Raw genomic sequence first — 24996 nt, 5'->3', positions numbered from 1 at the left:
CCCAAAGAATTGCTCCGGAAGACGGTCAGCCCCCCTCAGGCCTCGACCCGCTCTTCCGCTCTTTGGAGCTTCACCAGAGTACAAGCGCTAGCGCAAGCTGTGGTGCAAGCATGGGCGGGCTCGATGGCGGGAATATCCTCCCCCAGAGCCGTACGCATGATCTCGCGGATGGTGCGGGCGCATCGTCCGCACTTCGGACTACAACCCAGGCAGGCGTAGACCTGCGCAGGCGTGCGCGGACAGCCCGGGCCCGAGCTCAGGCAGGAACGGACGGCGCCGTCAGACAGGACGTTGCAGGAGCAGACGATCATGCGATCGTGGTTTCCATGTTCCGGTCGCGCTCAGTTTGGAATTCTTAAAAACTACAAAGTTTTCAAGCTCTTAGCGCGAGGGGGAGATGCCAGCACATGACTGTTTGGTCAAGGGCGGAATGGTCACGGCTGGTTGAATCGGATGGCATGGGGCTGCCCGCCGCACCGCGTCGAACGCCCGGATCGCCTTGAGCCGTCAGGTAAGTTTGGGGCGCCACACACACATGTTCTGGCGCCTTCTGCGGCGTTTGTGCCTCTTCGAAAATTCGCGTTATTCCTCATCTTCGCAACTGGAAGTTGAATCGGCGACCAGCGGTGACTCGGAACGACCAGAGAGCCCGGAGCTTTGCGGAGTTGGAGGCCGAGAATGTGCGGCTCCGCGCGGCGCTGCACACGGTTGGGCACGGCGAACCCGTCCAAGGCCCTGTGGTTCTCGACGCCGAGCCGCGCGTCGAGCGGGCGCTGACCGCAGCCCTGTGGGAGAGCCAGGCGGCCCTGGCGCGCAGCGAGGAGCGCCTCAGCCTCGCCTCGGCGGCGTCCGGCTTCCTGGCCTGGTGGGATTGGGACATTCCCGGCGACCGATTCTACGCGAGCGACACCTTCACACGCCTCGCGGGGGTGGATCTCGCGGCAACGACGGACGGGGCACCCTCGGCCACCTACCTCGACAACATCCATCCCGAGGATCGCGGCTGGGTTCAGGCCCGGATCGCTCAGGGAATGGCCGACGGCGGAGAGTTCGCGGAGGATTACCGGCTGTGCCCCCCGGGCGAAGCGGTGCGCTGGGTTCATGCGCGCGGCCGCTTCACCCTGGATAAGGACGGGCGACCCGAGCGGTTCTCCGGCGTCGCCCTCGACATCACCGAGCGCAAGGCCACGGATCTGCGCAAGGATGCGCTGATCGCTCTCGGCGATGCCCTGCGCGACATCGACGACATTGAGGCCATCGCCCGTTCGGCGGCGCACATCATGGCGGGGGCGCTCGGTGCCGTGCGGGCGGGCTACGGCACGGTCGATCCGTTGCGCGAGACGGTCCGGATGCTGCCGGGCTGGCACGCGCCCGGGGCCATGGATCTCGTCGGCCTCTACGCGTTCCGCGATTTCGGCAGCTTCATCGATGACCTGAAGCGCGGAGAAGTGGTGATCATCGCCGATTGCCTCACCGACGACAGGGCCCTGGCGGGTGCGCTGCTTAAGCTCGGCATCCGGATGTTGGTCAACGTGCCGATCCTTGTACGCGGGCGCCTCACCGCGCTGGTCTACGTCCATTATGAGCGTCCGCATCCGATCTCCGACAAGGAGATCCTGTTCATGCGCACGGTCGCGGACCGCACGCAGGCGGCCCTGGCTCGCGTCCAGGCCGAAGACGAACGGCGGGTCCTCAACAGCGAGTTGTCTCACCGGCTGAAGAACACGCTGACCTTGGTACAGTCGATGGCCAGCCAGACGATGCGAAACGCACCCGATCTGGATTCGGCCCGGGACGCCCTGTCATTGCGGCTGATCGCGCTCGGCAAGGCGCACGACATCCTGCTCGCGGGGCGTCGCGATGCGGCCGATCTCGCGGAGGTGGTGCGTGGCTCCCTCGGCCTCCATGCGGACGGGCCGGAGCGCTTCCGCCTGGAAGGTCCCTCCCTGCATATCGGGCCGGGGGCGGCGCTCTCCCTCGCTCTTCTCTTGCACGAACTCGCCACCAACGCCGTGAAGTACGGCGCCCTGAGCAACGAGCAGGGGCGGGTTGATGTGGAATGGACCGACGACGGCACGTTTCTACGCCTGTCGTGGCGGGAGATCGGTGGCCCGGTGGTAAAGGTGCCGACCCGCAAGGGTTTCGGGACGCGGTTGATCGAACGCGGCTTGGCAGGCGGTGAGGTCCGCACCGACTTCAACGAGAGCGGCCTCTGCTGCGTCCTGACGACGGCCCTCTCCGAGATCGGCGCGACGGTCTGAAACTCCCGCCACCCACTTCGGTGGACGATGCGTCAGCGCGCGAGTTCGCGCAGCCCCAGGCGGATCAGAACCTTGGCCTCTGCCCCCTCGCCCGCGCTCTTCAAGGCGGCGGCGACGGCGGCCGAGGCCTGCGCCTGCTGGTAGCCCAGATTGACGAGGGCGGAGATGGCGTCCGTGATCGGCTGGGGTGCCTTGCCCTCCGCCACCTCCCCGGACAGGGCGACGAGGGCCGGATCCAAGGGGGCGAAGGTGGGGGTCTTGTCCTTCAACTCGGCCACGAGCCGGGCCGCGAGACGCGGGCCGACGCCGGGCGCGCGGGCTACGGCACCCTTGTCGCCCATGGCGATGGCGTTGGCGAGCGCGGGCGGCTCCAGCACCGAAAGCACCCCGAGGGCCACCTTCGCGCCGACGCCCTGGACGGTCTGGAGCAGGCGAAACCATTCGCGCTCGGCATCCGATCGGAAGCCGTAGAGGCGGATCATGTCCTCGCGCACGAAGGTCTCGATCGACAGGGAGGTTGCCTCCCCCACCGCGGGAAGGCGCTGCAGCGTGCGTGCCGAGCAGTGCACCACATAGCCCACGCCTTGTACGTCGAGGATCACGAAATCCTCTCCGAAGGAATCGACGACCCCCTTCAGCTTGCCGATCATGCCCTGCCCGTCCGTCCGATGACGGGGGGATAGAGCACGACGAGCCAAAGGGGAACGTGCGTCGCCGCCCCTTCTCCGGGGCCGCGACCTTGAGCGCCGGGCGGCTTCGTGGAAAGAGCCGCGTCAGGCCACCCCGACAGACGATCCTCCCATGCGCGTCACTGTCCTCGCCCTTGCGGCTCTGCTTCTCCACGGCTCGGCCGCACTCGCGCAGGAGCCGCCAGCCGATCCGACACAGGATCCGAACCAGGTGCGGGCGGGCTCTTACGTGCTCGATCCGGACCACGGGAAGATCACGTGGTCGGTCAACCACCTCGGCTACTCGACCTATTACGGTCAATTCACCGGGGTGAGCGCGACACTGCAACTCGATCCGAAGGCGCCGGCCAAGAGCCGCCTCACCGCCACCGTACCGCTCTCCGGTGTGCTGACCGGCAGCAGCCGTCTCGACCAGCACCTCTCCGGGGCGGACTTCTTCGACACGGCGGCCAACCCGACCGCGAACTTCACCGCGACCGGGGTCGAGCCGACGAGCCCCACCACCGCCCGTATCACCGGGGATCTCACCCTGCGCGGCGTGACCAAGCCGGTGTCGCTGGACGCCACATTCACGCAAGCGGGCACCAACCCGATCGATCGGCGCTACACGGTCGGCTTCGAGGGCCGGACCGTGATCAAGCGATCCGATTTCGGGGTGAACGCGTATCTGCCCATGGTCGGCGATGAGGTGACCTTGCGTATCGCGGGTGAATTCAAGGCCGCGCCATGATGCGTCGCGCCGTGATTCTCGCCCTCTCGCTCGTTCTCGGCGCGACGGCTGCGCAGGCGGCCGAGGGAGAAACCGCCGCGTCCCCGCCGCTCAGCCCCCTCGACGCCTATGCTGAAGCGGCGGCGACCACGATTCTCGCGGAGCAGAACTGTCCCGGCACGCATCTGAAGGCCGGGCGGCTGACCACCCTCCGGCTCGCGGCCAAGGTCGCCCCGGCGCAGGAGGCCACGCTCGAAGCCAAGCTCCGCAGCCGGGCCACCGAGCTGCGTCGCCGACTCGCGGCGGAGGGCAAGGCTGCGTTCTGCGATGCCGCCTTGGACGCCTTCGGGCCGCAGGGCAGCGTCGCGAAGGATGTGCTGGTCCGCTGAGGACGCCGTTAAGCGAGCATTGACAGACGACGGCTCCGCACACTAAGGAGCCCGGATACGCGCGGCCTGCTGGCAGGATCCGTGCGTCTTCGCGTTGCCCGGCACGCCCGGTCAATGACTCAAACAAGAAGCCGGTCCAGGGCCTGCCGCAAGGCATCCGGAGACCGTTCGAGAGCACGAGAGAACGATGTTCGCAGTCATCAAGACGGGCGGCAAGCAATACCGCGTCGCCGCCAACGATACCATCACCGTCGCCACCCTCGCGGGTGAAGCCGGCGAGTCCGTGACCTTCGGTGAGGTTCTCCTCTTCGCCGACGGCGCTGGCGCCACCCAGATCGGCGCGCCGACCCTGTCGGGCATCAACGTGACGGGCGAGATCGTCAGCCACGGCCGGGGCAAGAAGGTCATCGCCTTCAAGAAGCGCCGCCGCCAGAATTCGCGCCGCAAGCGCGGCCACCGCCAGGACCACACCGTGGTCCGCATCACCGGCATCTCCGCGTGATCGAGCGCGGGCTGATCTAAGCCCGCGATCCGCGCGACCCCTCAGACAGATTCGGAGTTCCAGAGATGGCACATAAGAAGGCAGGCGGCTCGTCCCGCAACGGCCGCGACTCGGCCGGCCGACGCCTCGGCGTCAAGAAGTTCGGTTCGGAGTCCGTGATTCCGGGCAACATTATCGTGCGTCAGCGCGGCACCAAGTGGCACCCCGGCGCCAATGTCGGCATGGGCAAGGATCATACCCTGTTCGCGCTGAAACCCGGCACCGTGCAGTTCGAGACGCGCCGCGGGCGCGATTTCGTAGCCGTGGTACCGCTGGCTGAGGCCGCGGAGTAACAGGCGGGCGCCCGAAAGGCGAAGCGAGCGTCCCGCGACGGTGTCCCACACCGGACCGGAATCGTGAGCCGCCCTTCATCGGGACTGGTCTGACGGAATACCGGGGAGGATGGGACGCCATCCTCCCCTTCGTCGTCTCTGGGCACCGCAATCCCGAGGGGAGCGGTGCCGGTGAGGGCGCCATGTTCCCAGATCTGTTCCGCGACGACGTCTTCCGGATCGAGACCCGCCGCCTGTGGCTGCGCTGGCCGACCGCCCGCGACGCCGACTCTATCCAGCGGCTGGCCGGCGACCAGGCGGTGGCGGAGATGACGGCCCGCATCCCCCTGCCCCTCGACCGGGCGGCGGTGGATGAGTTTCTGGTGTCGAGCCGGGCGGCCAACGCGTCCGGGACGGGCCTGACCCTCGCGCTCTGCGAACGGGCGCGTCCCGGCCGGGCGATCGGGATGATCGAGATCGCCCCCGAGTCCGAGGGCGGCAGGAGCCGTCTCGGCTACTGGCTCGGCCGCCCCTACTGGGGCTACGGTCTGATGTCCGAGGCGACGGAGGCCCTGGTCCATGCGTGGTTCGCCTGGACGCCGGCGGCGCGACTCGACTCATCGGCGCGGGTGACCAATCCGGCGTCCCGCCGGGTTCTGGAGAAGATCGGTTTCGTCTGGAGCGGCCGGTCCTTCCAGCATGACCCGGCCCGGGGGACGGAGAGCGAGACCGATCACTTTCGCCTGGAGCGGGGCCGCTGGCTTGTTCGTGAGGGTGGCGACGTCCCCGCGCTTGCGGCGGCGGAATGAGGTAAAGAGGCGGAGCCGCTGCGTGCGGCCCGCCCGTGGAAACGAGACGTGCTGTGAAGTTCCTCGACGAAGCCAAGGTCTATGTCCGCTCCGGTGACGGTGGCCCGGGCTGCGTGTCGTTCCGGCGCGAGAAATTCATCGAGTTCGGTGGCCCGAACGGAGGCGATGGCGGGCGCGGTGGCGACGTCTGGATCGAGTGCGTCCAGGGCCTCAACACCTTGATCGACTACCGTTACCAGCAGCACTTCAAGGCCAAGAAGGGCGAGCACGGCATGGGCTCCAATTGCCACGGCGCGTCCGGGGCGGATGCCGTGCTGAAGGTGCCCGCTGGGACGCAGGTTCTCGCCGAGGACGGGGAAACCCTCATCGCCGACATGACCGAGGTCGGACAGCGCGTCCGCCTCGCCAAGGGCGGCAACGGGGGCTTCGGCAACGCCTACTTCACCACCTCCACCAACCGCGCGCCGAAACACGCCAATCCCGGCCAGGAAGGCCAGGAGATGTGGATCTGGCTGCGCCTCAAGCTCATCGCCGATGCCGGGCTGGTGGGTCTTCCGAACGCCGGTAAGTCGACCTTCCTGGCGAGCGTCACGGCGGCCAAGCCGAAGATCGCGGATTACCCCTTCACGACGCTTCATCCCGGCCTCGGCGTGGTGCGGTCGGACGGGCGTGAATTCGTGCTCGCCGACATCCCCGGCCTGATCGAGGGCGCGCATGAGGGCGTCGGCCTCGGTGACAAGTTCCTCGCCCATGTGGAGCGATGCCGCGTGCTGCTCCACTTGGTGGACGGCACCACTGAGCATGCGGGCAAGGCCTACAAGCTCGTGCGCGGCGAGATCGAGGCCTACGGCCACGGCCTCGCGGACAAGCCGGAGATCGTCGCCCTGTCGAAGGCCGATGCCCTCGACCCGGAGACGCTCAAGAGCCAGACCGCCAAGCTGAAGCGCGCGGCGGGCAAGGCGCCGCTGGTGCTCTCCTCGGCCAGCCGGAAGGGCGTGCCGGAAGCGCTGCGGGCGTTGCAGGATGCCATCGAAGTCGGCCGCGCCGAAGAGGCGCCGGTCGCCGAGGCGTGGCAGCCGTAGCGACGGCGACCCCTCCATGCGGTGGCTCGGCTGTTCAAACAGGCCGTCTTCCGCCACATCTCGCGCGATAGCGCTAGACGAGACTCATGATCCCCGCCCTCGACACCTTCCGCCGCGTCGTCATCAAGGTCGGATCGGCCCTTCTGGTCGATAGTGCTCGCGGTCGCCTGCGCCATGCGTGGCTGTCGGCGCTGGCCGAGGATATCGCCGATCTGCATGCGCGTGGCGTCGATGTGCTGGTCGTGTCCTCGGGCAGCATCGCCCTGGGCCGGACGGTTCTGGGTCTGCCGCCGGGGGCGTTGCGGCTTGAGGAGAGCCAGGGGGCCGCGTCGGTGGGGCAGATCGCCCTCGCGCGCCATTGGGCGGAGGCCCTGGGGCATCACGGCATCGTCGCCGGGCAGATCCTCGTGACGCCGCAGGATACGGAAGAGCGCCGCCGCTACCTCAACGCCCGGTCCACGGTTCAGAAGCTCTTGGAACTGCGCGCGGTCCCGGTCGTCAACGAGAACGACACGGTGGCCACCGCCGAGATCCGCTACGGCGACAATGACCGCCTCGCCGCCCGTGTCGCGACGATGATCGACGCCGACGTGCTGGTGTTGTTCTCCGATATTGACGGGCTCTACACCGCCCCGCCGAACACCGACCCCGACGCGCGCCATCTGTCCGTCGTGGAGCGCATCACCCCCGAGATCGAGGCCATGGCCGGTGGCCCCGCTTCGGAACTTTCGCGGGGCGGCATGCGCACGAAGGTCGAGGCGGCCAAGATCGCGGTGGCGGGCGGCACGCATCTCATGATCGCGGATGGCCGCAGCAAGAATCCGCTGAAGGCGGTTCAGGAGGGTGCGCGCTGTACGTGGTTCCTGTCGGGCTCGACGCCCACGGCCGCGCGTAAGACCTGGATCGCCGGGTCCCTCGAACCGCGCGGCAGCCTCACCATCGACGCCGGTGCCGCGCGGGCGCTCGCGGGCGGGGCGAGCCTGCTGCCGGTGGGCGTTCGCAGCGTCGAGGGCAATTTTTCGCGAGGCGATGCCGTGCTGATCCGTGATGCCGAGGGCCGGGCCATCGGGCGCGGTCTCGTCGGCTATGACAGTGCGGAAGCCGCTCTGATCATCGGTCATCCGAGCGCGCGGATCGCGGAACTGCTCAACTATCCGGGCCGCGCCTGGATGGTCCATCGCGACGACCTCGCCCTCTTCTAGCCGCTTCGCCCGTGAGGGGCCGCACGTGGCGGCCCTTGTCGGGTCTCGGCGCGATGTGCCAAGAGAGCGGCCCCTTAGCTCCGGAAGCCGGAGGCCCCGCATGCCCGTCCTCAATCTGAAATCCGATTTCGCGGATGCGGACGCGCTGCCGGAGCAGATGGCCGCCATCGGCCGCCGGGCGCGCAAGGCGGCCCGGCTCATGGCCCTCGCCTCGGCGCAGACCAAGGACATCGCCCTCCAGCGGATCGCCGAGCGCCTGCGCGCCGACCGGGACGAGATCCTGCGCGAGAACGAGCGCGACATCGCCGCCGCCCGCGAGAACGGCCAGAGCGCCGCGCTGATCGACCGGCTGACCCTCGATGACAAGCGTCTCGGCGGCATTGCCGACGCGGTGGCGATGGTCGGGTCCCTGGCTGATCCGGTCGGGCGCCAGCTCGCCGCCATCGAGCGGCCGAACGGCCTGCTGATCGAGCGCGTCGCGGTGCCCCTCGGCGTCATCGGCGTGATCTTCGAGAGCCGCCCCAACGTCACCGCCGATGCCGGTGCCCTGTGCCTGAAGGCGGGCAACGCCGCGATCCTGCGGGCGGGGTCGGACAGCTTCCGCAGCGCTCAGGCCATCGCCCGTGCCATGAGCCGGGGGCTGGACGAGGCGGGGCTTCCGGCCGACGCGATCCAGATCGTGCCGACCCGCGACCGTGCCGCCGTGGGTCTGATGCTCGCGGGCCTCGATGGCTGTGTCGACGTCATCGTCCCGCGCGGCGGACGCAGCCTCGTCGAACGCGTTCAGGCCGAGGCGAAGGTGCCGGTCTTCGCGCATCTCGACGGGATCAATCACGTCTATATCGATCGCGCCGCCGATCTCGATATGGCGCGCACGGTGCTGCTCAACAGCAAGATGCGCCGGGTGAGCGTGTGTGGTGCCGCCGAGACGCTGCTGGTGGACCGTGCCTGCGCGCAGACGCATCTGAAGCCCCTCGTCGCCGCCCTGCTCGACGCCGGCTGCGCCGTGCGTGGCGACGAGGCGACCCGTGCCGCCGATCCGCGGGTGACGCCTGCGAGCGAGGCCGATTGGAGCACCGAGTATCTCGACGCGGTGATCTCCGCACGGGTGGTGGATGGGCTCGACGCGGCCATCGCGCATATCGAGCGCTACGCTCGCACCACACCGATGCGATCATCACCGACGATGAGGACGCCGCCCGGCGCTTCCTCGCCGAGGTCGATTCGGCGATTGTGGCGCACAATGCCTCGACCCAATTCGCCGATGGCGGCGAATTCGGCTTCGGGGCCGAAATCGGCATCGCGACGGGGCGGATGCATGCTCGCGGTCCGGTCGGCGTCGAGCAACTGACGACGTTCAAGTACCGGGTTCACGGTCGCGGCCAGACGCGTCCGTGATCGACGCCATCACCGGCCACGCTTCGTGCGGCTGATCCTGCCGCCGAGCGTTCCCGGCATGCGGATCGGCCTCTATGGCGGATCGTTCGATCCTGCCCATGAGGGCCATCTTCACGTCTCCACCACGGCCCTGCGGCGCCTGCGTCTCGACAGGGTGTGGTGGCTTGTCAGCCCCGGAAACCCGCTGAAAGACCGCAGCCGCCTCGCGCCGCTGGCGGATCGATGCACGCAGGCCGCGCGCATCGCAGCTCATCCGCGGATCGCGGTAACGGGATTCGAGGCCGCGCTCGGCGTGCGGTTCACGGTACAGACTCTGCGCTACCTCGTGCGGCGTCGGCCGGGAGTGCGCTTCGTCTGGATCATGGGTGCCGATTCGCTCGCGACCTTCCACCGCTGGCGTGGCGCGGCGGACATCGCCCGGCTCATGCCGATCGCGGTTATCGACCGCCCCGGCTCGACGCTCACGCCCGTCTCCGCGAAGGCGGCACGCCGACTGTCAGGCGCGCGCATCCCCGAGGCGGCAGCCATCACGTTGGCAGGGCGTCGGCCTCCGGCATGGGTGTTCCTCCACGGGCCGCGCTCGAAGCTCTCTTCCACCGCGATCCGGGCGAAGAGGGGCACGCGCAGGGCCTGAGGCGATCCTTCCGGTGCACCACCCGCGAGAGAGCGGTTGCAATCGGGGGCCGAAGCCGCCACTTTGGAACAATTAGGCCGCAACGCGGCCCCATGAGGAATCAGGACGCTGCCCGAGACCCTTCGCACTGAGACCGTGCGCACCGAAACCCCACCCCGCCCCGCGGATGCCGACGAAAAAGGCATCGCCTACGTGGGAGCCCTGAGGGAACTCGCGCTCGGGTGCCTCGACGAGATGAAGGCCGAGGAGACGGTTGAGATCAACCTCGCCGGCAAGACCTCGCTGGCCGACACGATGATCATCACCTCCGGTCGTTCGCAACGTCATGTCGGCTCCATCGCCGACAAGATCCTTCAGGAAATGAAGGAGAAGGGCTTCGGCACGGCCCGTGTCGAGGGCCTGCCCGCCTGCGATTGGGTGCTGATCGATGCCGGTGACGTGCTGGTGCACATCTTCCGGCCCGAGGTGCGAGGCTTCTACAACCTCGAAAAGATGTGGGGCGCGGATCGTCCTGCCGGTGTCGCTGCAGGCTGATCGACCTTCATCTTGCGCCTCGTGATCGCCACGGTCGGGCGGCTCAAGGCCGGGCCGGAACGCGAATTGGCGTCACGTTATCGCGAGCGTGCCGCGCAGCTCGGCCGTAGCCTCGGCTTTCCGGCGTGCGACCTCATCGAGATCCCCGAGTCGCGGGCCCGGCGCGGCGCCGACCGTGCCGCCGAGGAGGCGGCAGCTCTGTTGCCGCTGCTGCCGCCTGGAAGCGCCCTGCTGACCTATGACGAGCGCGGCCGTGCCGATCTGTCGAGCGAGGCTCTGGCCGGTCGCGTCGCCGCGTGGCGGGATGCCGCGAAGCCGGCTCTGGCGGTGCTGATCGGCGGGCCGGACGGTCTCGATGCCTCAATTCGGACGCGCGCGGACCTGATCCTGTCCTTCGGGGCCGCCACATTGCCCCACGGACTCGTGCGCGTGCTCGCCCTCGAACAGATCTACCGCAGCCTCACCATTCTGGCGGGTCATCCCTATCACCGCGGCGAGCCGGGGTAGGCGCGGTGCGTTTGACCGGGTTGATCGGCGCCACGTCTCGTCCTTCCCTCCTGCTTCGCAGGGTGCCCTCCCCCGCAGAGGCGAGAGGAACATCCGTGCGAGGGGTTAGGCTCGTCCTGGCAGCCTTGATCCTGTTCGCGCCGAGACCCGCGTTCCCGCAGGATGCTCCGGCGGATCAAGAGAAGATTCAGCAGGCGAGCCAGGAGCGCGACCGCCGCGCCGAGAACCTGAAGCGTGTGCAGGATGCCCTGGCGGCGAGCGAGGGGCAGCGGGCGCAGTTCGAAAAGGAAATCGCCGCCATCGGCTCTGATCGGGCCAAACTCGATTCGGCCCTTCTCGATGCAAGCCGTCAGGCCCAGGCGACCGAGGAGCGGATGACCCGGTTGGAGGATCGCCTGAAGGCGATGACCGACAGCGAGGCGGCGATCCGGCGTTCCCTCCAGGCGAGACGCGGCACCGTGGCCGAGATCCTGGCCGCCCTCCAGCGGATGGGGCGCCGCCCTCCCCCGGCCGTGCTGACGAGCCCCGAGGACGTGCTGGCCGCGATCCGGACGTCCATGCTGCTCGGCGCCGTGGTGCCGGAACTGCGCGGCGAACTCGATACCCTGGCCGCCGACCTCACCGAGATGGTGCGGCTTCGCGATGCCATCGCCCGTGACAAGGAAGGGCTCGCCGCCGATCTCGCGGGCTGGGCGCGGGAGCAGCAGCGTCTTCAAGCTTTGGTGACCGCCCGCCGGGCGCGGCAGGCCGAAATCGAGAGCGGGCTCGCGGCCGAGCGCAAGCGTGCCGCCGAACTCGGCGTTCAGGCCAAGAGCCTGAAAGACCTGCTCGAACGGGTCGAGGGCGAGATGAGCGCAGCCAAGCGCACCGCCGAGGAGGCGAAGGCCGCCGCCGAGCGCGAGGTGCGGGCGACGCAGGAACGCTTTGCCGCAGCAGGCTTTCGCGATCCCGTCCGCTTGGCCCCGAAGGTCAAATTCGCAGAGGCGCGGGGCGAAGTGCCGCGCCCCGTCGTGGGCCGACTCGTGCGAGCTTTCAACCAGCCGGACGGTAACGGCGGCTCGACGCGGGGCGTCTCCTTCGCTACGCGGCCCAAGGCTACCGTGGCTTCTCCAGCCGATGGTTGGGTACAGTTCGCGGGGCCGTTTCGCTCGTATGGCCGACTCTTGATCATCAACGCTGGCGACGGCTACTATCTTTTGCTGGCGGGAATGGACCAGATCAGCGTCGAGGTCGGACAGTTCGTGCTGGCCGGCGAACCGTTGGGATCCATGGGCGAGGGGACGCCAGGGCCAGACGGAGATCCGACCCTGTACGTCGAGTTCAAGAAGGATGGCGGTTCCATCGACCCGGAGCCGTGGTGGGCGAAGAGCCCCAATGACAAGATTCTTGGCGAGAAGGTTCGCGGCTGATGCGCAAGACTTCCCTGATTATGCTCGGCGCCTTCCTGGGCGCGGGCACCTCGATGGTGGCGACCCAGACGGAGTTCCTGTCCGGGCCCCGCGCCGTCGCCGCTTCTGCCGAGACCTACCGCCAGCTCAGCCTGTTCGGTGACGTGTTCGAGAAGGTGCGGACCGACTACGTCGAGAAGCCCGACGAGTCGAAGATGATCGAGGCGGCCGTCAACGGCATGCTGACCTCGCTCGACCCGCATTCGAGCTACATGGACGCCAAGGCGTTCCGCGACATGCAGACCACGACCCGTGGCGAGTTCGGCGGCCTCGGCATCGAGGTCACGATGGAAGACGGCCTGATCAAGGTCGTGACGCCCATCGACGACACCCCCGCCTCCAAGGCTGGTCTGCTCGCCAACGACGTCATCACCCAGATCGATGACGATCAGGTGCAGGGGCTGACCCTGAACCAGGCGGTCGACAAGATGCGCGGCCCGGTGAACTCGCAGGTGAAGCTAAAGATCACCCGCAAGGAGTCGAAGGACCCGATCGAGGTCACGCTCACCCGCGACACCATCAAGATCAAGCCGGTGCGCTCGAAGATCGAGGGCGCGGATGTCGGCTACATCCGCCTGACCCAGTTCAACGAGCAGTCCTTCGACGGCATGCGCGCCGCCATCGAGAAGCTCACGAGCGAGATCGGCAACGACAAGATCAAGGGCTTCGTCCTCGATCTCCGCAATAACCCCGGTGGCCTGCTCGATCAGGCGGTGATGATCTCCGACGCCTTCCTGGACCGCGGCGAGATCGTCTCCACCCGTGGCCGCAACCCGGACGAGACGCAGCGTTTCTCGGCCAAGTCGGGCGACCTGACCAAGGGTAAGCCGATCGTGGTGCTGGTGAATGGCGGCTCCGCCTCGGCTTCCGAGATCGTGGCCGGCGCCCTTCAGGACCACAAGCGCGCGACCATCATGGGCACGCGTTCGTTCGGTAAGGGCTCGGTGCAGTCGATCATCCCGCTCGGCGGTTCGGGCGCCCTGCGCCTCACCACGGCGCGCTACTACACGCCGTCGGGCCGCTCGATCCAGGCCAAGGGCATCGAGCCGGACGTCGAGGTGCTGCAGGACGTGCCGGACGAACTGAAGGGCAAGGACGAGACCAAGGGCGAGGCCGGTCTGAAGGGCCACCTGAAGCAGAAGGATACCGACGAGCGCGGTGGGTCCAGCGCCTACGTCCCGCCGGATCCGGCCAAGGACAAGCAGCTGATCTCGGCGGTGGACTTCCTGCATGGTGTCCAGAAGGGCGCCGCCAACGGGACCCAGGCGCCGCAGCCGAAGCCCAGCCTGCCGAACTGACCATGACGAGGCCGGTGCCCCAAAGGCACCGGCCGCTTTCGTTCAGCGATCCGCCTTCGCGCCGCTGACGGTGAGTTCGACGTAGCGCCGCGTGGTCGGCACGATGAGGTCATGGACGCGCTGCGCCATGGCCTTTTCCTCATCGAGTGACTGCGTGAAGCCCGCCTTGTGCGCCGCGAGCCCGGCAACGTCGCCGATTTCGAGGAGCGACGTGTAAGCCGCGATCTCGAAATTCTCGAAGGCGTGGTTGGCGTAGGTGTTCTTCAGGATCTCGTCCTGCGCGGGCGCGTGACCCAGCGCCATCATGTTGCCGACGAAGCCTAGGAACCCCTCCTTGATGACGGAATGGGTCTCGTTGAGGCTGTGCAATGCCTCCTCGAGTCGCTGTCGCTGACCGTGCGTCTCGTCGATATGCCGTCGAAGGGCGTCGGCCATCTCGGGATAGCGTTCCAATCGCTCGACCTGCCGCTCCATGATTTGCAGCGCCTGCATCTCCAGCGCGTGGGTGTTCTTCAAGGCAGTGATGTAGATTTCGCGCGCGTCGGTGCTCATCATCTTGCTCCGCTAGCGGGGCCGTGAACGTCAATCACGGCATCGTTTGTCGATGCTTTGGTCGAGCGAAAGTTCCCGGCTGCGCTTATTCGGATCAGGACTTGGACATTCAGCCGAGTTTGAGAATGACAACATAAGTTGCCGTGTATTGACTTATGATAATTACAGGCTGAGCTTTGCTATGCAGATCGCACGAGCGTGGCCGGAAAGCAGCACCGTTGCTGATCGACGCAGCGCATTAGCGAAACTTTAACCATAGCAACCGGCAGATATGGACGAGGATCGCCCGCTGCTTTCGGTTGCGGGTTGGCTCCTGCGACGAGTTTCGTGTGACCGAGCCCGCCGACGATATCCTGACCCGGCCCCTCGGGGTCGACGATGCCGGAACCCCGCCGCCGAAGACGCGCGCCGCCGGACTGATCGCCCGCGCCCGTCAGCCGTGGGTTGTTACCGGCATCGCAGCTGCCCTCTTGGTGAGCGCCTTCGGCTTGCTCGTGGCCCTCGGCGATCCTCAGGGCGGGGAGCCGAGCGCCCGGGCGATGATCGATTTACGCGACGCCCCGCCCGCGCCGAAGGCTCCTGAGAAGCCTGCCGTTGCCGCCCTCGCGCCGCCTCAGGCAGAGTCGACGCCGCAACAGCAGCGGAGCGCCGAAGAGCTCGAGAATGCGTCCGGCGTGACGGTGTTTCGCCCGCCGGGCACGGCCCCGAGCGAGGCCGTGGTGATCCGGGTGCCCCCCGCCAATGCGCCCAGGCTCGCCGCCGCGCCCGATCCGCGCCTTGCCGAACAGGGTCGCCACGGCATCATGCCCCGCCTCGGCGAAGGCCGCCTGCGGGCGCTCGACGTCTACGCGCGTCCGGAAGAGCCGGGCAGCGGCCCTCGCATCGCCATCCTCGTCACTGGTCTCGGCATCGGACAATCGGCCACGGCGGCCGCAACGGCGCGTCTGCCGCAGGCGGTGAGCCTCGCTTTCGCGCCCTACGGCAACGAGGTCGAGCGCGCCGCCGCCCGCGCGCGCGATGCCGGGCACGAGGTGTTCCTGCAGGTGCCGATGGAGCCCTTCGACTATCCCGACAGCGATCCCGGCCCGCAGGCCCTGCTCGCGGCCCTGAAGGGGCCCGAGAATGGCGAGCGCTTGGCCTGGGCGATGTCGCGGTTTCCCGGCTATGTCGGCCTCGTCAACCTGATGGGCGGCAAGCTGATCGCGGATCCCGCCTTCGAGCCGATCCTGCGTGAGATCGGCGCGCGGGGCCTCGGCTTCGTCGAAGACGGCACCGTGCCCAAGGGCCCTCCCCCGGCCAACAAGACGCGCACGCCCTATGCCCGCGCCGAGATCGTCCTCGATGCCGTGCCCCGGCCGGAAGCCATCGACACGGAGCTGGCCCGTGCCGAGACCCAGGCCCGCGCCAACGGCTTCGTCCTGGTGTCATCGGGCGGCTCGCTCATGTCCGTCGACCGTATCGCCCGCTGGGCGCGCAACCTCGATGCAAAGGGAATTCGCCTCGTGCCCGTCAGCGTTGCGCTCCGGGGGGCGCCCAAGCGGCTTTCCAAGGCTGATTGATCGCTTCTTGGGCGAATGCGCGTTGCCCGGCCTCGTGGCGGCGGCCTATGGTCCGCCCCGATGGCACAGACAAGCGAATCGAGCGACCTGCCCTACCGGCCCTGTGTCGGGATCACCCTGATCGGGCCGGATGGCGGCGTGTTCGTCGGCCGCAGACGGCAGGATGCCGGGCCGGAACATGTCGATGGCCCCTTCCAGTGGCAGATGCCCCAGGGCGGTATCGACCCCGGCGAAGATGCCGAGGCGGCGGCGCGACGCGAACTCTTCGAGGAGACCAACGTCCCCCCCGAAGCCCTGCGTCTCATCGGCGAGGTGCCGGATTGGCTTTCCTACGACCTGCCTCCGGCCGTGTTGAAGCAGGCCTGGAAGGGCCGCTACCGGGGCCAGACCCAGAAATGGTTCGCCTATGGCTTCACGGGTTCCGAGGCCCTGATCGACGTCCTTCGCCCCGGTGGCGGCGCGCACAAGCCCGAATTCGATGCGTGGCGGTGGGCGCGGTTCGATGAGTTGCCCGGTCTGATCGTGCCGTTCAAGCGCCCGGTCTACGAGCGGGTCGTGGCGGGCTTCTCGCACCTCTCCGCCTGGGCGGAGCGGGTATGACGCGGCCCGGTCCGGTTTAGACCCATGAGGCGCTGGCTCGCGATCCCCCTCGCGATCGCGGTCGCGTGGATCCTGTTCACGCTGAGCCCTCTATGGTCGCTCTACAATCTCGCCGATGCGGTGCGGCGGCACGATGCCGCCTACGTGGAAGGGCACGTCAACTTCCGCACGCTCCGCCTCTCGCTGGTCCGGCAGATCGTCGCCGCCGTGCGGGTCGCGACCGACGCCGACGAGGATCTCGACCCCCGCGACCGGCAGCGCCTCGACGAGGCGGCCTACGGCCTCGCCCTGGCGCTGGCCGAAAGCCTCGTGACCCCGGACACCGTGATCGACCTTTTGGATGATGGCTGGCCGGAGAAGCTCGATCTGAAGAAGCCTGAGGACGCGCGCACGAGGGGCTTGTCGATTCGCGGGTTCGGCCGCTTGGCGAGCTATTACGCGGCGGCCGAGATGCGCGGCTTCCGCGCCGTGGTCATCCCCATTCCACCGGAAGGTCCCAGGGTCGAGCGGACCCGCATCCGCCTGAGGCTGCGCGGCTTCTCGTGGCGCCTCGCGGACATCGAGATGGCGGATGCCCTGCGCGGCGAGATCGCGGCCAAGCTGTCCCGCGCCCTCGCGAAGGCGCGGCTGAGCGGCGGCGGGGCGAAGTAGACGGATCAGTCCGCCTTCTTCTCGGGCGCAGCCTTCTCCGGCGCCGCCTTTTCCGGTGCTGCCTTGGGCTTGCGCGCCTCGATCAGGCTTTCAGCCTTGTCCTCGTCCGTATCGCCGCCCTGCTCGATCGTCTTGCCGGGATCGGACAGGAGGGAGCGGGCGATGCCGAGCAGCACCTCGCACTCGCCAGGATACTTGTAGGTGTCCAGCACGATGGCCGCATCGCGCAGCGTGCGAAGGTCTCGCACCGTCTGAGCGTTCGCATCCTTCTGCAGGTCCGGTTTGGCGGCGATCTGCTCCTCGATCTTCGCGCCTTTCACGTCGCATGCGGCCCAAGCCGTCCCTTGCGTCGTCAGCGTGCCGAGAGCGAGGCACATCAGGGCGGAGAGGACGGGCCGCATCGGTCGTTCAACCTTTCAGGCGTGGTGGGACTCGGCCGGGCGCAGGATCTCGTTCGTCAGGGCGACGAGCTGGCTCGGGCGATAGGGCTTCGGGACGAAGATGGATTCCGGCACGGCCTCGCCACTCGCGAGGCAGGCGCGACCGCCGGAGGTGTAGACGACGGGCAGATGCGGGCATTGTTCCCGCGCATGGCGGGCGAGCACGATGCCGTTCGTGTTGCGGGCCAGATCGATATCGGTGAAGAGCAGATCCACGCTCTCGCGGGACAGGATGGCCTCGGCCTCCCAGGCATCCGCTGCGGTGAGAACCCGGTACCCCTCGTCCGCCAAAGCTTCGGCCGCGAGCTCGCACACGGTGGGCTCATCCTCCACGACCAGCACGGTGGTGGCGGCCGGGGCGAGGTGCGGGACGGCCGGGACGGCGAATGCGAACGGGATCATGACGCAACTCCAACTCGCCTGGTCGAGGCCAATGGCCCCGGAGCCAGTTCGCAGGGGAAACAGGTCCCCCCGGTGCGGCGTTCGCCGGACATGCATCGAATTGCTCAGGTCTGGTGAGCGATGTGTTAACCGCGTCGCTGGACCGGTGAACGGAGGCCCCTTCATGGTTAACGAATGGTTCACGCGGGACGTGTATGGAGCGCGTTCGTGAACCGCCAGTGGCAGTTGGCCACGGGCCTGACCCTCACGGCGCTGGCCGGATACGTCGATGCGCTGGGCTTCGTGCGGCTCGGGGGCCTCTACACGTCGTTCATGAGCGGCAACATCACGCAACTGGCGGTGCTGACCGGTGACCTCCAGACGGCGCATCTGTGGTTACCGCTCGCGCTGATCGGATCCTTCCTGCTCGGGGCGATCCTGGGGAGCCTCGTCGGGATCTTCATCGGCGATCGCTGGGCGACGCCCGCCGTGCTGACCGTCGAAACCGGCCTCGTCGCGGGGGCGCTCGTCATCGGCCTCGTGGCCCCCGAGCCGGGCTGGGCGAGCTTCGCCCTGGCCATGGCGATGGGCGCGCAGAATGCCGTGCTGTCCCGTGTGAAGGGGTTTCGTGCGGGGACCACCTTCGTCACCGGCGCCCTGTTCGGCTTCGGCCAGAAGATCGCCGAGGCGATCACACGCAAAGGGCCCCCCTTCGCCTGGGCGGGGGACGGGCTCGTCTGGCTGTCGCTTTTCGTGGGCGCCCTGTGCGGTGCCCTGGCCTATCAGGCCCTCAACCTCTACGCCCTCATCGCCCCGGCACTCGTCGCGGCCGTGCTGGCCCTGATCACTAGCCTGCTGGTCGCCCGTGAACGGCCGGCTGCAAAGGTTGCCTCATGAGCTCACTGATCTCCACCGCCTCGCTCACCAGCCACGTCGTCGCCTACGAGCCCGGTGCCCATGCGGTCGCGGCCCATTGGCTCGGAGAGGTCGCCGCCCTCGCCCTGGCCGATGGACAGGTCGCGCTGCTCCGTGACGGCGAGGCGACCCTCGTCGCCGCCCATCCCGAAGGCGGCGTGCTGGTCGCGGCTGGCGGAAAGGGGCGGTTGGTGACCGGCGGCGACGATGGCCGCATCGTCGAAACGGTTGCAGACGGCACGAGCCGCGAGATCGCGAAGGCCGCGAACGGTGCCTGGATCGACGCTGTAGCCCTTCACCCGGACGGCGCCTTCGCCTTCTCGGCCGGGCGCAACGTCGTGGCCATCGACGCTAAGGGGCGTGAGAAGACCTTTCTGGCCCCCTCCTCGGCCCGGGGCCTCGCATTCGCGCCCAAGGGCTACCGGCTCGCCGTGTCGCACTACAACGGCGCCAGCCTCTGGTACCCGAACCTCGAGACCGCTCCGGAAGACCTGACCTGGAAGGGCTCGCATATCGACGTGTCGTGGTCGGTCGATGGGCGTTTCGTCGTGACGACCATGCAGGAGAACTCCCTGCATGGCTGGCGCCTCCAGCCCGACAAGGGCCACATGCGGATGTCGGGCTATCCCGGAAAGGTCCGCTCCCTCTCGTGGTCGGGCGACGGCAATTGGCTGGCTACGAGCGGCGCCGAGGCGGCGATCGTCTGGCCGTTCGATTCCAAGGACGGGCCGACCGGCAAGCCTCCGCGCGAATGCGGCGTGCGCCCGGCCCGCGTCACTCAGGTCGCTTTCCATCCGAAGGCGTTGGTGCTCGCGATGGGCTATGAGGATGGCTGCATCCTGCTCGTCCGCTTCACCGATGCGGCGGAACTGCTCGTCCGCCCGGCGGTCCAGGGCAGCGCCGTCACGGCGATCGCCTGGGATGGGCGCGGCGGCCGATTGGCGTTCGGCTGCAAGGACGGCAAGGCGGGGGTTCTCACCCTCCCCGCCTGAGTTCGGCTCTCAAGCGCCGAATCGCGCCCGGTAGTCCTGTGGCGTCGCGGCGACGTTGCGCAGGAAGGCGCGCCGCATCGTCTCCTCCGTACCGAAGCCGCATTCGCGTGCGATCCGCTTCACCGGCGCCCGCGTCTCCGCGAGCGCCCGCCGCGCGGCTTCCAGCCGAAGGCGCTCGATCCCCTTGGCCGGAGTCGTTCCCGTGGCCTCGCGATAGCGCCGGTTGAGCGTGCGCTCGCTCATTCCTGCCTGCGCGGCGAGGACCGGCAGCGACAGGTCGCCGGAGAGGTTCCGGCCGATCCAGGCGTGCAGATGGGCGAAGCGATCCTCGCCGCCCTGGAGCGCGAGGGTGGCACTGAACTGCGCCTGCCCGCCCGGCCGCTTGAGGAACATGACGAGGTGCCGGGCGATGGTGAGCGCCGCCTCCCGCCCGAGGTCTTCCTCAACCAAGGCGAGGGCGAGGTCGATCCCGGCCGTCACCCCCGCCGAGGTCCAGATCGCGCCGTCCCGCACGAAGATTGGGTCGGCCTCCACCTGGATGCGCGGATGCCGGGCCCTCAGCCGGTCGCAATGCGCCCAGTGGGTCGCCGCACGCCTGCCATCGAGCCTTCCCGTCTCGGCGAGCAGGAAGGCCCCTGTGCAGACCGAGGCGACGCGTCTTGCCCGCGCCGCCCGCCCCTCGACGAAGGCGACGAGGGCCGGATCTGCGCAGGCGGCCGTGACGCCCGGCCCACCCGCCACGATCAGCGTATCGACGGGCGCGTCCACCCCTGGCAGCGGCAGGGCCAAGAGCCCGAGCCCCGACGAGGCCGGGAGCGAGCCCGAGCCCGGCGCCACGACGCGCGGCGCATAGGGTTCAGTGGGGCGCCCCAGGCGCTCATTGGCCGTCGCGAAGACCTGCAACGGCCCCGCCACATCAAGGAGCTGAACCTGCGGGAAGGCCAGGATCTCGATGATGCGCGGCTTCTCGGCCGCCTGTGGCGGAAAACGAGGGGTCTTTGGCATTTCGGCCAGAGAATGACGCGCTAAGGTGCTCGCGTCCAGACAGGAGACACGCCATGATCCCGCACGATAGGCCGCTCGCCATTGGGTCCCTTCTGTTCGAAGGCATCGACCAGATTGACCTCACCGGCCCGTTCGAGGTGCTGTCGCGGCTTCCGAACGCGACGTTGGCGCTCTACTCGCCGGATGGCGCCCCGGTCCGCGACGTGAGAGGCCTGCGCCTCGCGCCCGATGGCGCCATCGCGGAGGCCCCGCAACTCGACGTGCTCCACATCCCCGGTGGTGCCGGGCAGGAGGCGCTGATGCACGATGAGGCCGTGCTCGGCTGGGTGCGGAGCCAGGCGGCGGGGGCCAAGGTCGTTTTCTCCGTTTGCACGGGTGCGCTAATTCTCGGCGCGGCGGGGCTGCTCAAGGGGCGTCGGGCCACGACCTATTGGAGCGCGGTCGATCTGCTGCCGTTCTTCGGGGCGATCCCGGTCGATGCCCGTGTGGTGATCGACAGGGATTGGATCTTCGCGGCGGGCGTTACTGCCGGGATCGATGGCGCCCTGACGCTCGCGGCGCGCCTGCGCGGTGAGGAGACGGCGAAGGCGATCCAGCTGATGATGCAATACGCACCGGAGCCGCCCTTCGACAGCGGCACCCCGCGCACGGCCTCGCCCCAGACGGTCTCGGCGGTGCGCAAGGCGGCGTCCGACCTCATCGCCCGCCGGGAGGCCACCGCCCGCGCTATCGCGCAGGATCTCGGCATCGTGACACGTGAATGAAGCTGCCACCGGCCACGGTGACAGAACCGCCCCGCGCGATTATCTCACGCGGAGGACGGAACGACTGATGACGGACGTGACACTCAAGACCGCGAAGTTTGGCATCGGCGCCATCGTGCGGCACAAGATCTATCCCTTCCGCGGCATCGTGTTCGACGTCGATCCGGTGTTCGACAACACCGAGGAATGGTGGCTCGCGATCCCCGAGGAAGTGCGACCGCGCAAGGACCAGCCGTTTTACCACCTCCTTGCTGAGAACGCGGAGACGGAATACGTCGCCTACGTCTCCGAGCAGAACCTTCTGCCCGACACGTCGGGCGAGGCTTTGCGCCACGCGGGCATCAAGGAGATGTTCGAGCGCGACGCCTCCGGCACCTATCGGATGCGCGACCGGCCGACAAACTGATCCGGCCTTGTGCCGTCTTCCAAACGCAAGAAGGGCCGGGCAATCGCTGCCCGGCCCTTCTTGCTTTGAGGGGGCGCCATACGGCGCCCCGCGTCACACGACGCTTACTTGGCGGCCGGAGCCGGAGCGGCGGGGGCCGCGCCCTGCTGCGTCTCGAGCTTCTTGCGCATCTCTTCGCTGCGCTTCTCCAGCTCGGACTGGAGCTTCTTCTGCTGCTCCTCAAGCACCTTCGGGTCCATGGCCGGGCCGTCGAAGGCCTTGCCGAAGCCGGCGAGCGGCACGGCGAAGGTCACCTCGCGCTGGGTCTGGTTCTGAACGGAGACGTTCAGGGTGGTGCCCTTCTTGAGGGCCGCGATCACGCCCGCATCCACGCCACCGACTTCGGCGAAGCAGCCGTTCGGGAAGCACACGGCGAAGCGGCCGGCCGTGGCGCCCTGGCCGTCGATGCTGAAGCGGATGCCCGGCTGAAGCAGCAGGCCGAGCGGCAGGAGGAAGCGCACCACACGCACTTCCTGCTTCTGGGCCGTGTTCTTCATGTCGTAGACGGCGGCGGCGAGGACCGGCTGGCCCTGGTCCGACACGAAGTCACGGGTGGTGTAGCAGATGTCCGTGCCCGAACCCTGATCCTTGCCGCACACCTTGGTCCAGTCGGCCTGGCTCGGCTCGGACTTCAGAGTGACGATCTGCGGACCGGTCTGACCGGCGGTCTGCGCGGCCGGCGTCTGGGTCGGCGCGGGAGCTGCCGGAGCGGGGGCCGCCGGGGCGGGCTTCTTCGGCTGAGCCGCGGCCGGAACCGTCGCCAGCGCGAGGCCCGCGAGGCCGAGGAAGGCGGCGCGCGCGAACGGCGCGGAGCGGGTGAAGGACATCGGCTCTTATTCCTTAGGGCGTTCGTTACCTGGACGTGGAACCTGTGCGGCGGCTTGCCGAAGCCCCCGGGGAGCGTGCCGCGATCTCAATCGCCGCTCGAAACCCGGTCGGTACGGTCTGGCCGTCGGCCGTTGCGGATCAGAAGGATCCGGCTTTTCGGCCGGGCGGCTGCTTCCCTTCCGATTGAGGCGAAGGCATGACGCCGCCTGCTCTTGGTTCCGCAAGCAGACGCGGGCCTCCCTAGGCTTCCAGCCGCCCCGCCGCAAGAGGCGCAGCAACAGGCGCCACCTTCGACAGCGTCAACGGCCGGTTAACCATGGCCGGGGAAGGTGTGCCCGAACGCTGTCCGACAGGGGTTCGAGTGAGCGCGCACGCGGCGGAATTTTCGGCACCGCCCGCCGATGAGCCGTTGCGGCATGGGCTGGCCTCCGCGTTGAACGCGGCGGCCGAGGTCCATCCGCAGCGGACACTTCTGCGCGATTCCGGCGACAGGCCCGCCTGGTGCGGGCGTCCCTCCATCAATTGGACCTACGCGGCCGCCGCCGAGATCGTCGGGCGGCTGGCGCGCGGCATCGCCGCGTGGCGCTTGGCGCCGGGCAGCCGGATTGGCCTCTGCTTCGCCGGAGGCGCGGAAGCCTCCCTCGCCCATCTGGCTGTCGAAGCGGCGGGCCACCTTCCCTGCCCGCTCTCGCCGGTCTGGGACGAGGATGCCCTGTCCTGCGCCGTCGAATCGGCGGGGCTCGTCGCCGTGCTCACCGAGGGGCGGCGCGGACAGCGGCGCCCGGCCGAGGAACTCACCCATACGGCCCTGCGCCATTTCAGCCTGCGCTTCATCGCCGCCTTCGGGCCGGGATTACCGGACGGCGTGATCAGCCTCGACGCCATGGCGCTCGAGCGCGGGATCATCGATCCACAGCGGGGACTCGGGCTCATCACCTTCGCCGGGGCCGACCCGCGCCGCCCCGTGAAGCGCGATGCCGCTGGGTTCGATGCAGCCGTCGCCGCGCACCGGGAGCGGCTCGCCTCGCCGGAGCGCGTCCTTACCCTCCTGCCGCCCCACGACCTGCGCGGTCTCGTGACCGGGCTCGGGTTGGCGCTCGCCTCGGGCGCTTCCCTGGAGACCCTGATCCCCTTCGATTCGGCGAGCTTCCGAATCGCCCTGCTCCGGCCGGTGCCGACGCGCCTCGTCGTGCCGGCTGCCTTCGAATCGGCACTGGCCGACATTACCCTGCCCTGGACGGTGCGCGCCATCGACATCGTCCACCGGGCACCCGCACGTCTTCCGGAACCAAGCGTGCGCGACATGGCGGGCCCCCCTGCCTCGACGTGCTGGTTCTGGACGAGGATGCGATCCTCACCCGCGCCCGGGGCCGGTGGGAACTACCGAGCCCCGACGCCATGATGGCTGGATCCACAGCTCCCTTTGTCGTCAGACGGCCGCAGGACGGGAGAATTCTATACCGCACTGCCCCTTCGCAACGCGAAACGGAAACCCCTTCCACAACCGTAACTTGGAAGGAATCCGCTTATTACGCGGCTTTGTCGAAAGGCCTCTTGAGCGTCATCCCTGCCACCTGAACGATCACTCCAGACCAGTTCAGCCTCCGCTCAGCTTGCCCCATCCACTCTCCATGCAGAGTAGGAACGGTGGATCCAACAGGCTTCTCGTGGGTTTGGCTTAGGTTTCCGGGCGCGGCTATCTTTTCAGTCCGCGGACAATGGGGTATCGCTCTAGCTTATGGTTGCGCTGCAGCAAGTCCTCGTGGTGGACGACGGCGTAAGAGCCGTGGACCGCTCTCTCTCCGGCGAACTCGCCGGGCTGGGTTACGCCAGCGTCACTGCCTCGCTCGAGGCCGCGGACGATGTGCTGGCCGTGATCGCTCCTCCTGCCGCCGTGCTGGTTCAGGCGTCCACGCGCCGTGATCCGAACTACGCGCGGCAGGCGGCTCGTCTCCGTGCGCGGATGCGCGAACGCGGCATCCCCGTGATCCTGATCGGTGAGAACGGCGAAACCCGCTCGGGCGCGCCGGTCGATCTCGCGACGCGCCTCGGCGCCTGCGTCGCCGCGCGTCCCTCCTTCTGAATCGCGAC

29 protein-coding genes and 1 pseudogene are annotated in these 24996 nt (G+C 68.4%); 23 read left to right on the top strand and 7 right to left on the bottom strand.

The window, feature by feature from the left end; translation table 11 throughout:
- Positions 1-35 precede the first annotated feature (35 nt).
- Positions 36-311 carry a (2Fe-2S)-binding protein gene (locus tag ACFQE0_RS16245; protein WP_378971459.1) on the bottom strand — a complete coding sequence of 92 codons (276 nt, stop codon included), beginning with the start codon at positions 309-311 and terminating at the stop codon, positions 36-38.
- A 354-nt stretch (positions 312-665) separates the two neighbouring features.
- Here ACFQE0_RS16245 and ACFQE0_RS16240 point away from each other — a divergent pair, with 354 nt between their 5' ends.
- A complete protein-coding gene (locus ACFQE0_RS16240; protein ID WP_378971457.1) occupies positions 666-2261 on the top strand; it encodes a sensor histidine kinase in 1596 nt (531 codons plus the stop codon).
- Between the two features lie 32 nt (positions 2262-2293).
- Here the strand turns inward: ACFQE0_RS16240 and ruvA are convergent, their stop codons facing one another.
- Entirely contained in the window at positions 2294-2911 is a 618-nt protein-coding gene (ruvA, locus tag ACFQE0_RS16235) for a Holliday junction branch migration protein RuvA (protein WP_378971454.1), read from the bottom strand.
- Positions 2912-3062: 151 nt separating this feature from the next.
- On the opposite strand from ruvA, the gene ACFQE0_RS16230 reads away from it, so the two are divergent.
- The 13 genes and pseudogenes from ACFQE0_RS16230 (at position 3063) to ACFQE0_RS16170 (ending at position 13773) form a co-directional block, all read left to right on the top strand.
- Entirely contained in the window at positions 3063-3680 is a 618-nt protein-coding gene (locus tag ACFQE0_RS16230) for a YceI family protein (protein ID WP_378971451.1), read from the top strand.
- Positions 3677-4048: a hypothetical protein gene (locus tag ACFQE0_RS16225; protein WP_378971449.1), complete on the top strand. Its 372-nt coding sequence runs from the start codon at positions 3677-3679 to the stop codon at positions 4046-4048. Before ACFQE0_RS16230 ends, ACFQE0_RS16225 begins: the two co-directional genes overlap by 4 nt.
- A 187-nt stretch (positions 4049-4235) precedes the next feature.
- Complete coding sequence (gene rplU / locus ACFQE0_RS16220; RefSeq protein ID WP_378971447.1) at positions 4236-4550, top strand: 50S ribosomal protein L21; 315 nt, start codon at positions 4236-4238, stop codon at positions 4548-4550.
- Between the two features lie 65 nt (positions 4551-4615).
- Positions 4616-4882 (top strand): 50S ribosomal protein L27, encoded by a 267-nt coding sequence (rpmA, locus tag ACFQE0_RS16215; protein WP_378971444.1) that lies wholly within the window; start codon positions 4616-4618, stop codon positions 4880-4882.
- 182 nt (positions 4883-5064) lie between these two features.
- Complete coding sequence (locus ACFQE0_RS16210) at positions 5065-5670, top strand: GNAT family N-acetyltransferase (protein WP_378971442.1); 606 nt, start codon at positions 5065-5067, stop codon at positions 5668-5670.
- 53 nt (positions 5671-5723) lie between these two features.
- Positions 5724-6752, top strand: coding sequence for a GTPase ObgE (gene obgE / locus ACFQE0_RS16205; RefSeq protein WP_378971439.1), 1029 nt, complete (start codon positions 5724-5726; stop codon positions 6750-6752).
- A gap of 86 nt (positions 6753-6838) precedes the next feature.
- Entirely contained in the window at positions 6839-7954 is a 1116-nt protein-coding gene (proB, locus tag ACFQE0_RS16200) for a glutamate 5-kinase (protein WP_378971437.1), read from the top strand.
- 100 nt (positions 7955-8054) lie between these two features.
- Positions 8055-9352, top strand: a pseudogene (locus ACFQE0_RS16195) (glutamate-5-semialdehyde dehydrogenase).
- 58 nt (positions 9353-9410) lie between these two features.
- The gene (locus ACFQE0_RS16190) at positions 9411-9986 is read left to right on the top strand and encodes a nicotinate-nucleotide adenylyltransferase (protein WP_378975510.1); all 576 of its coding nucleotides are present in this window, start codon (positions 9411-9413) and stop codon (positions 9984-9986) included.
- Positions 9987-10121: 135 nt separating this feature from the next.
- Positions 10122-10520, top strand: a complete 399-nt coding sequence (gene rsfS / locus ACFQE0_RS16185; protein WP_378971435.1) for a ribosome silencing factor — start codon at positions 10122-10124, stop codon at positions 10518-10520.
- 12 nt (positions 10521-10532) lie between these two features.
- Positions 10533-11027, top strand: coding sequence for a 23S rRNA (pseudouridine(1915)-N(3))-methyltransferase RlmH (gene rlmH, locus ACFQE0_RS16180; protein WP_378971433.1), 495 nt, complete (start codon positions 10533-10535; stop codon positions 11025-11027).
- 95 nt (positions 11028-11122) lie between these two features.
- Positions 11123-12436: a murein hydrolase activator EnvC family protein gene (locus ACFQE0_RS16175; protein ID WP_378971431.1), complete on the top strand. Its 1314-nt coding sequence runs from the start codon at positions 11123-11125 to the stop codon at positions 12434-12436.
- The gene (locus tag ACFQE0_RS16170) at positions 12436-13773 is read left to right on the top strand and encodes a S41 family peptidase (RefSeq protein WP_378971428.1); all 1338 of its coding nucleotides are present in this window, start codon (positions 12436-12438) and stop codon (positions 13771-13773) included. Before ACFQE0_RS16175 ends, ACFQE0_RS16170 begins: the two co-directional genes overlap by 1 nt.
- A gap of 42 nt (positions 13774-13815) precedes the next feature.
- Here ACFQE0_RS16170 and ACFQE0_RS16165 read toward each other — a convergent pair whose 3' ends face one another.
- Positions 13816-14325, bottom strand: a complete 510-nt coding sequence (locus ACFQE0_RS16165) for a ferritin-like domain-containing protein (protein WP_378975508.1) — start codon at positions 14323-14325, stop codon at positions 13816-13818.
- Between the two features lie 329 nt (positions 14326-14654).
- On the opposite strand from ACFQE0_RS16165, the gene ACFQE0_RS16160 reads away from it, so the two are divergent.
- Genes ACFQE0_RS16160 through ACFQE0_RS16150 form a run of 3 tightly spaced genes read left to right on the top strand, consistent with a single transcriptional unit; the run spans position 14655 to position 17135 of the window.
- Complete coding sequence (locus tag ACFQE0_RS16160; protein ID WP_378971426.1) at positions 14655-15884, top strand: divergent polysaccharide deacetylase family protein; 1230 nt, start codon at positions 14655-14657, stop codon at positions 15882-15884.
- Between the two features lie 60 nt (positions 15885-15944).
- Entirely contained in the window at positions 15945-16484 is a 540-nt protein-coding gene (locus tag ACFQE0_RS16155; protein WP_378971423.1) for an RNA pyrophosphohydrolase, read from the top strand.
- A 24-nt stretch (positions 16485-16508) separates the two neighbouring features.
- Positions 16509-17135 carry a DUF2939 domain-containing protein gene (locus ACFQE0_RS16150; RefSeq protein WP_378971421.1) on the top strand — a complete coding sequence of 209 codons (627 nt, stop codon included), beginning with the start codon at positions 16509-16511 and terminating at the stop codon, positions 17133-17135.
- A 5-nt stretch (positions 17136-17140) separates the two neighbouring features.
- On the opposite strand, the gene ACFQE0_RS16145 is transcribed toward ACFQE0_RS16150, so the two are convergent.
- Positions 17141-17536, bottom strand: coding sequence for a photosystem reaction center subunit H (locus ACFQE0_RS16145; RefSeq protein ID WP_378971419.1), 396 nt, complete (start codon positions 17534-17536; stop codon positions 17141-17143).
- 15 nt (positions 17537-17551) lie between these two features.
- Positions 17552-17977: a response regulator gene (locus tag ACFQE0_RS16140; protein WP_378971417.1), complete on the bottom strand. Its 426-nt coding sequence runs from the start codon at positions 17975-17977 to the stop codon at positions 17552-17554.
- A 207-nt stretch (positions 17978-18184) separates the two neighbouring features.
- On the opposite strand from ACFQE0_RS16140, the gene ACFQE0_RS16135 reads away from it, so the two are divergent.
- Both ACFQE0_RS16135 and ACFQE0_RS16130 read left to right on the top strand, forming a co-directional pair.
- On the top strand, positions 18185-18853 hold the full coding sequence (locus ACFQE0_RS16135) for a YoaK family protein (protein WP_378971414.1): 669 nt from the start codon (positions 18185-18187) through the stop codon (positions 18851-18853).
- Positions 18850-19863: a WD40 repeat domain-containing protein gene (locus ACFQE0_RS16130; RefSeq protein WP_378971411.1), complete on the top strand. Its 1014-nt coding sequence runs from the start codon at positions 18850-18852 to the stop codon at positions 19861-19863. Before ACFQE0_RS16135 ends, ACFQE0_RS16130 begins: the two co-directional genes overlap by 4 nt.
- A 9-nt stretch (positions 19864-19872) precedes the next feature.
- Here ACFQE0_RS16130 and ACFQE0_RS16125 read toward each other — a convergent pair whose 3' ends face one another.
- On the bottom strand, positions 19873-20868 hold the full coding sequence (locus ACFQE0_RS16125) for a GlxA family transcriptional regulator (protein ID WP_378971409.1): 996 nt from the start codon (positions 20866-20868) through the stop codon (positions 19873-19875).
- Positions 20869-20921: 53 nt separating this feature from the next.
- On the opposite strand from ACFQE0_RS16125, the gene ACFQE0_RS16120 reads away from it, so the two are divergent.
- Both ACFQE0_RS16120 and hspQ read left to right on the top strand, forming a co-directional pair.
- Entirely contained in the window at positions 20922-21632 is a 711-nt protein-coding gene (locus ACFQE0_RS16120; RefSeq protein ID WP_378971406.1) for a DJ-1/PfpI family protein, read from the top strand.
- Between the two features lie 67 nt (positions 21633-21699).
- Positions 21700-22038 carry a heat shock protein HspQ gene (gene hspQ / locus ACFQE0_RS16115; RefSeq protein ID WP_378971404.1) on the top strand — a complete coding sequence of 113 codons (339 nt, stop codon included), beginning with the start codon at positions 21700-21702 and terminating at the stop codon, positions 22036-22038.
- Between the two features lie 104 nt (positions 22039-22142).
- On the opposite strand, the gene ACFQE0_RS16110 is transcribed toward hspQ, so the two are convergent.
- On the bottom strand, positions 22143-22904 hold the full coding sequence (locus ACFQE0_RS16110) for an invasion associated locus B family protein (RefSeq protein ID WP_378971401.1): 762 nt from the start codon (positions 22902-22904) through the stop codon (positions 22143-22145).
- Positions 22905-23266: 362 nt separating this feature from the next.
- Between ACFQE0_RS16110 and ACFQE0_RS16105 the strand changes: the two genes are divergently transcribed.
- Together ACFQE0_RS16105 and ACFQE0_RS16100 are read left to right on the top strand one after the other, a co-directional pair.
- The gene (locus ACFQE0_RS16105; protein ID WP_378971399.1) at positions 23267-24307 is read left to right on the top strand and encodes an AMP-binding protein; all 1041 of its coding nucleotides are present in this window, start codon (positions 23267-23269) and stop codon (positions 24305-24307) included.
- Positions 24308-24643: 336 nt separating this feature from the next.
- Positions 24644-24988 carry a hypothetical protein gene (locus tag ACFQE0_RS16100; protein WP_378971397.1) on the top strand — a complete coding sequence of 115 codons (345 nt, stop codon included), beginning with the start codon at positions 24644-24646 and terminating at the stop codon, positions 24986-24988.
- The last annotated feature ends 8 nt before the right edge of the window (positions 24989-24996 follow it).

The sequence above is a fragment of the Methylobacterium komagatae genome (genome assembly GCF_042661665.1).
In the GTDB taxonomy this organism is placed as follows: Bacteria; Pseudomonadota; Alphaproteobacteria; order Rhizobiales; family Beijerinckiaceae; genus Methylobacterium; species Methylobacterium komagatae.
Note: the sequence above shows the minus strand (reverse complement) of the source record. Positions and strands in the feature narration are given on the sequence as shown.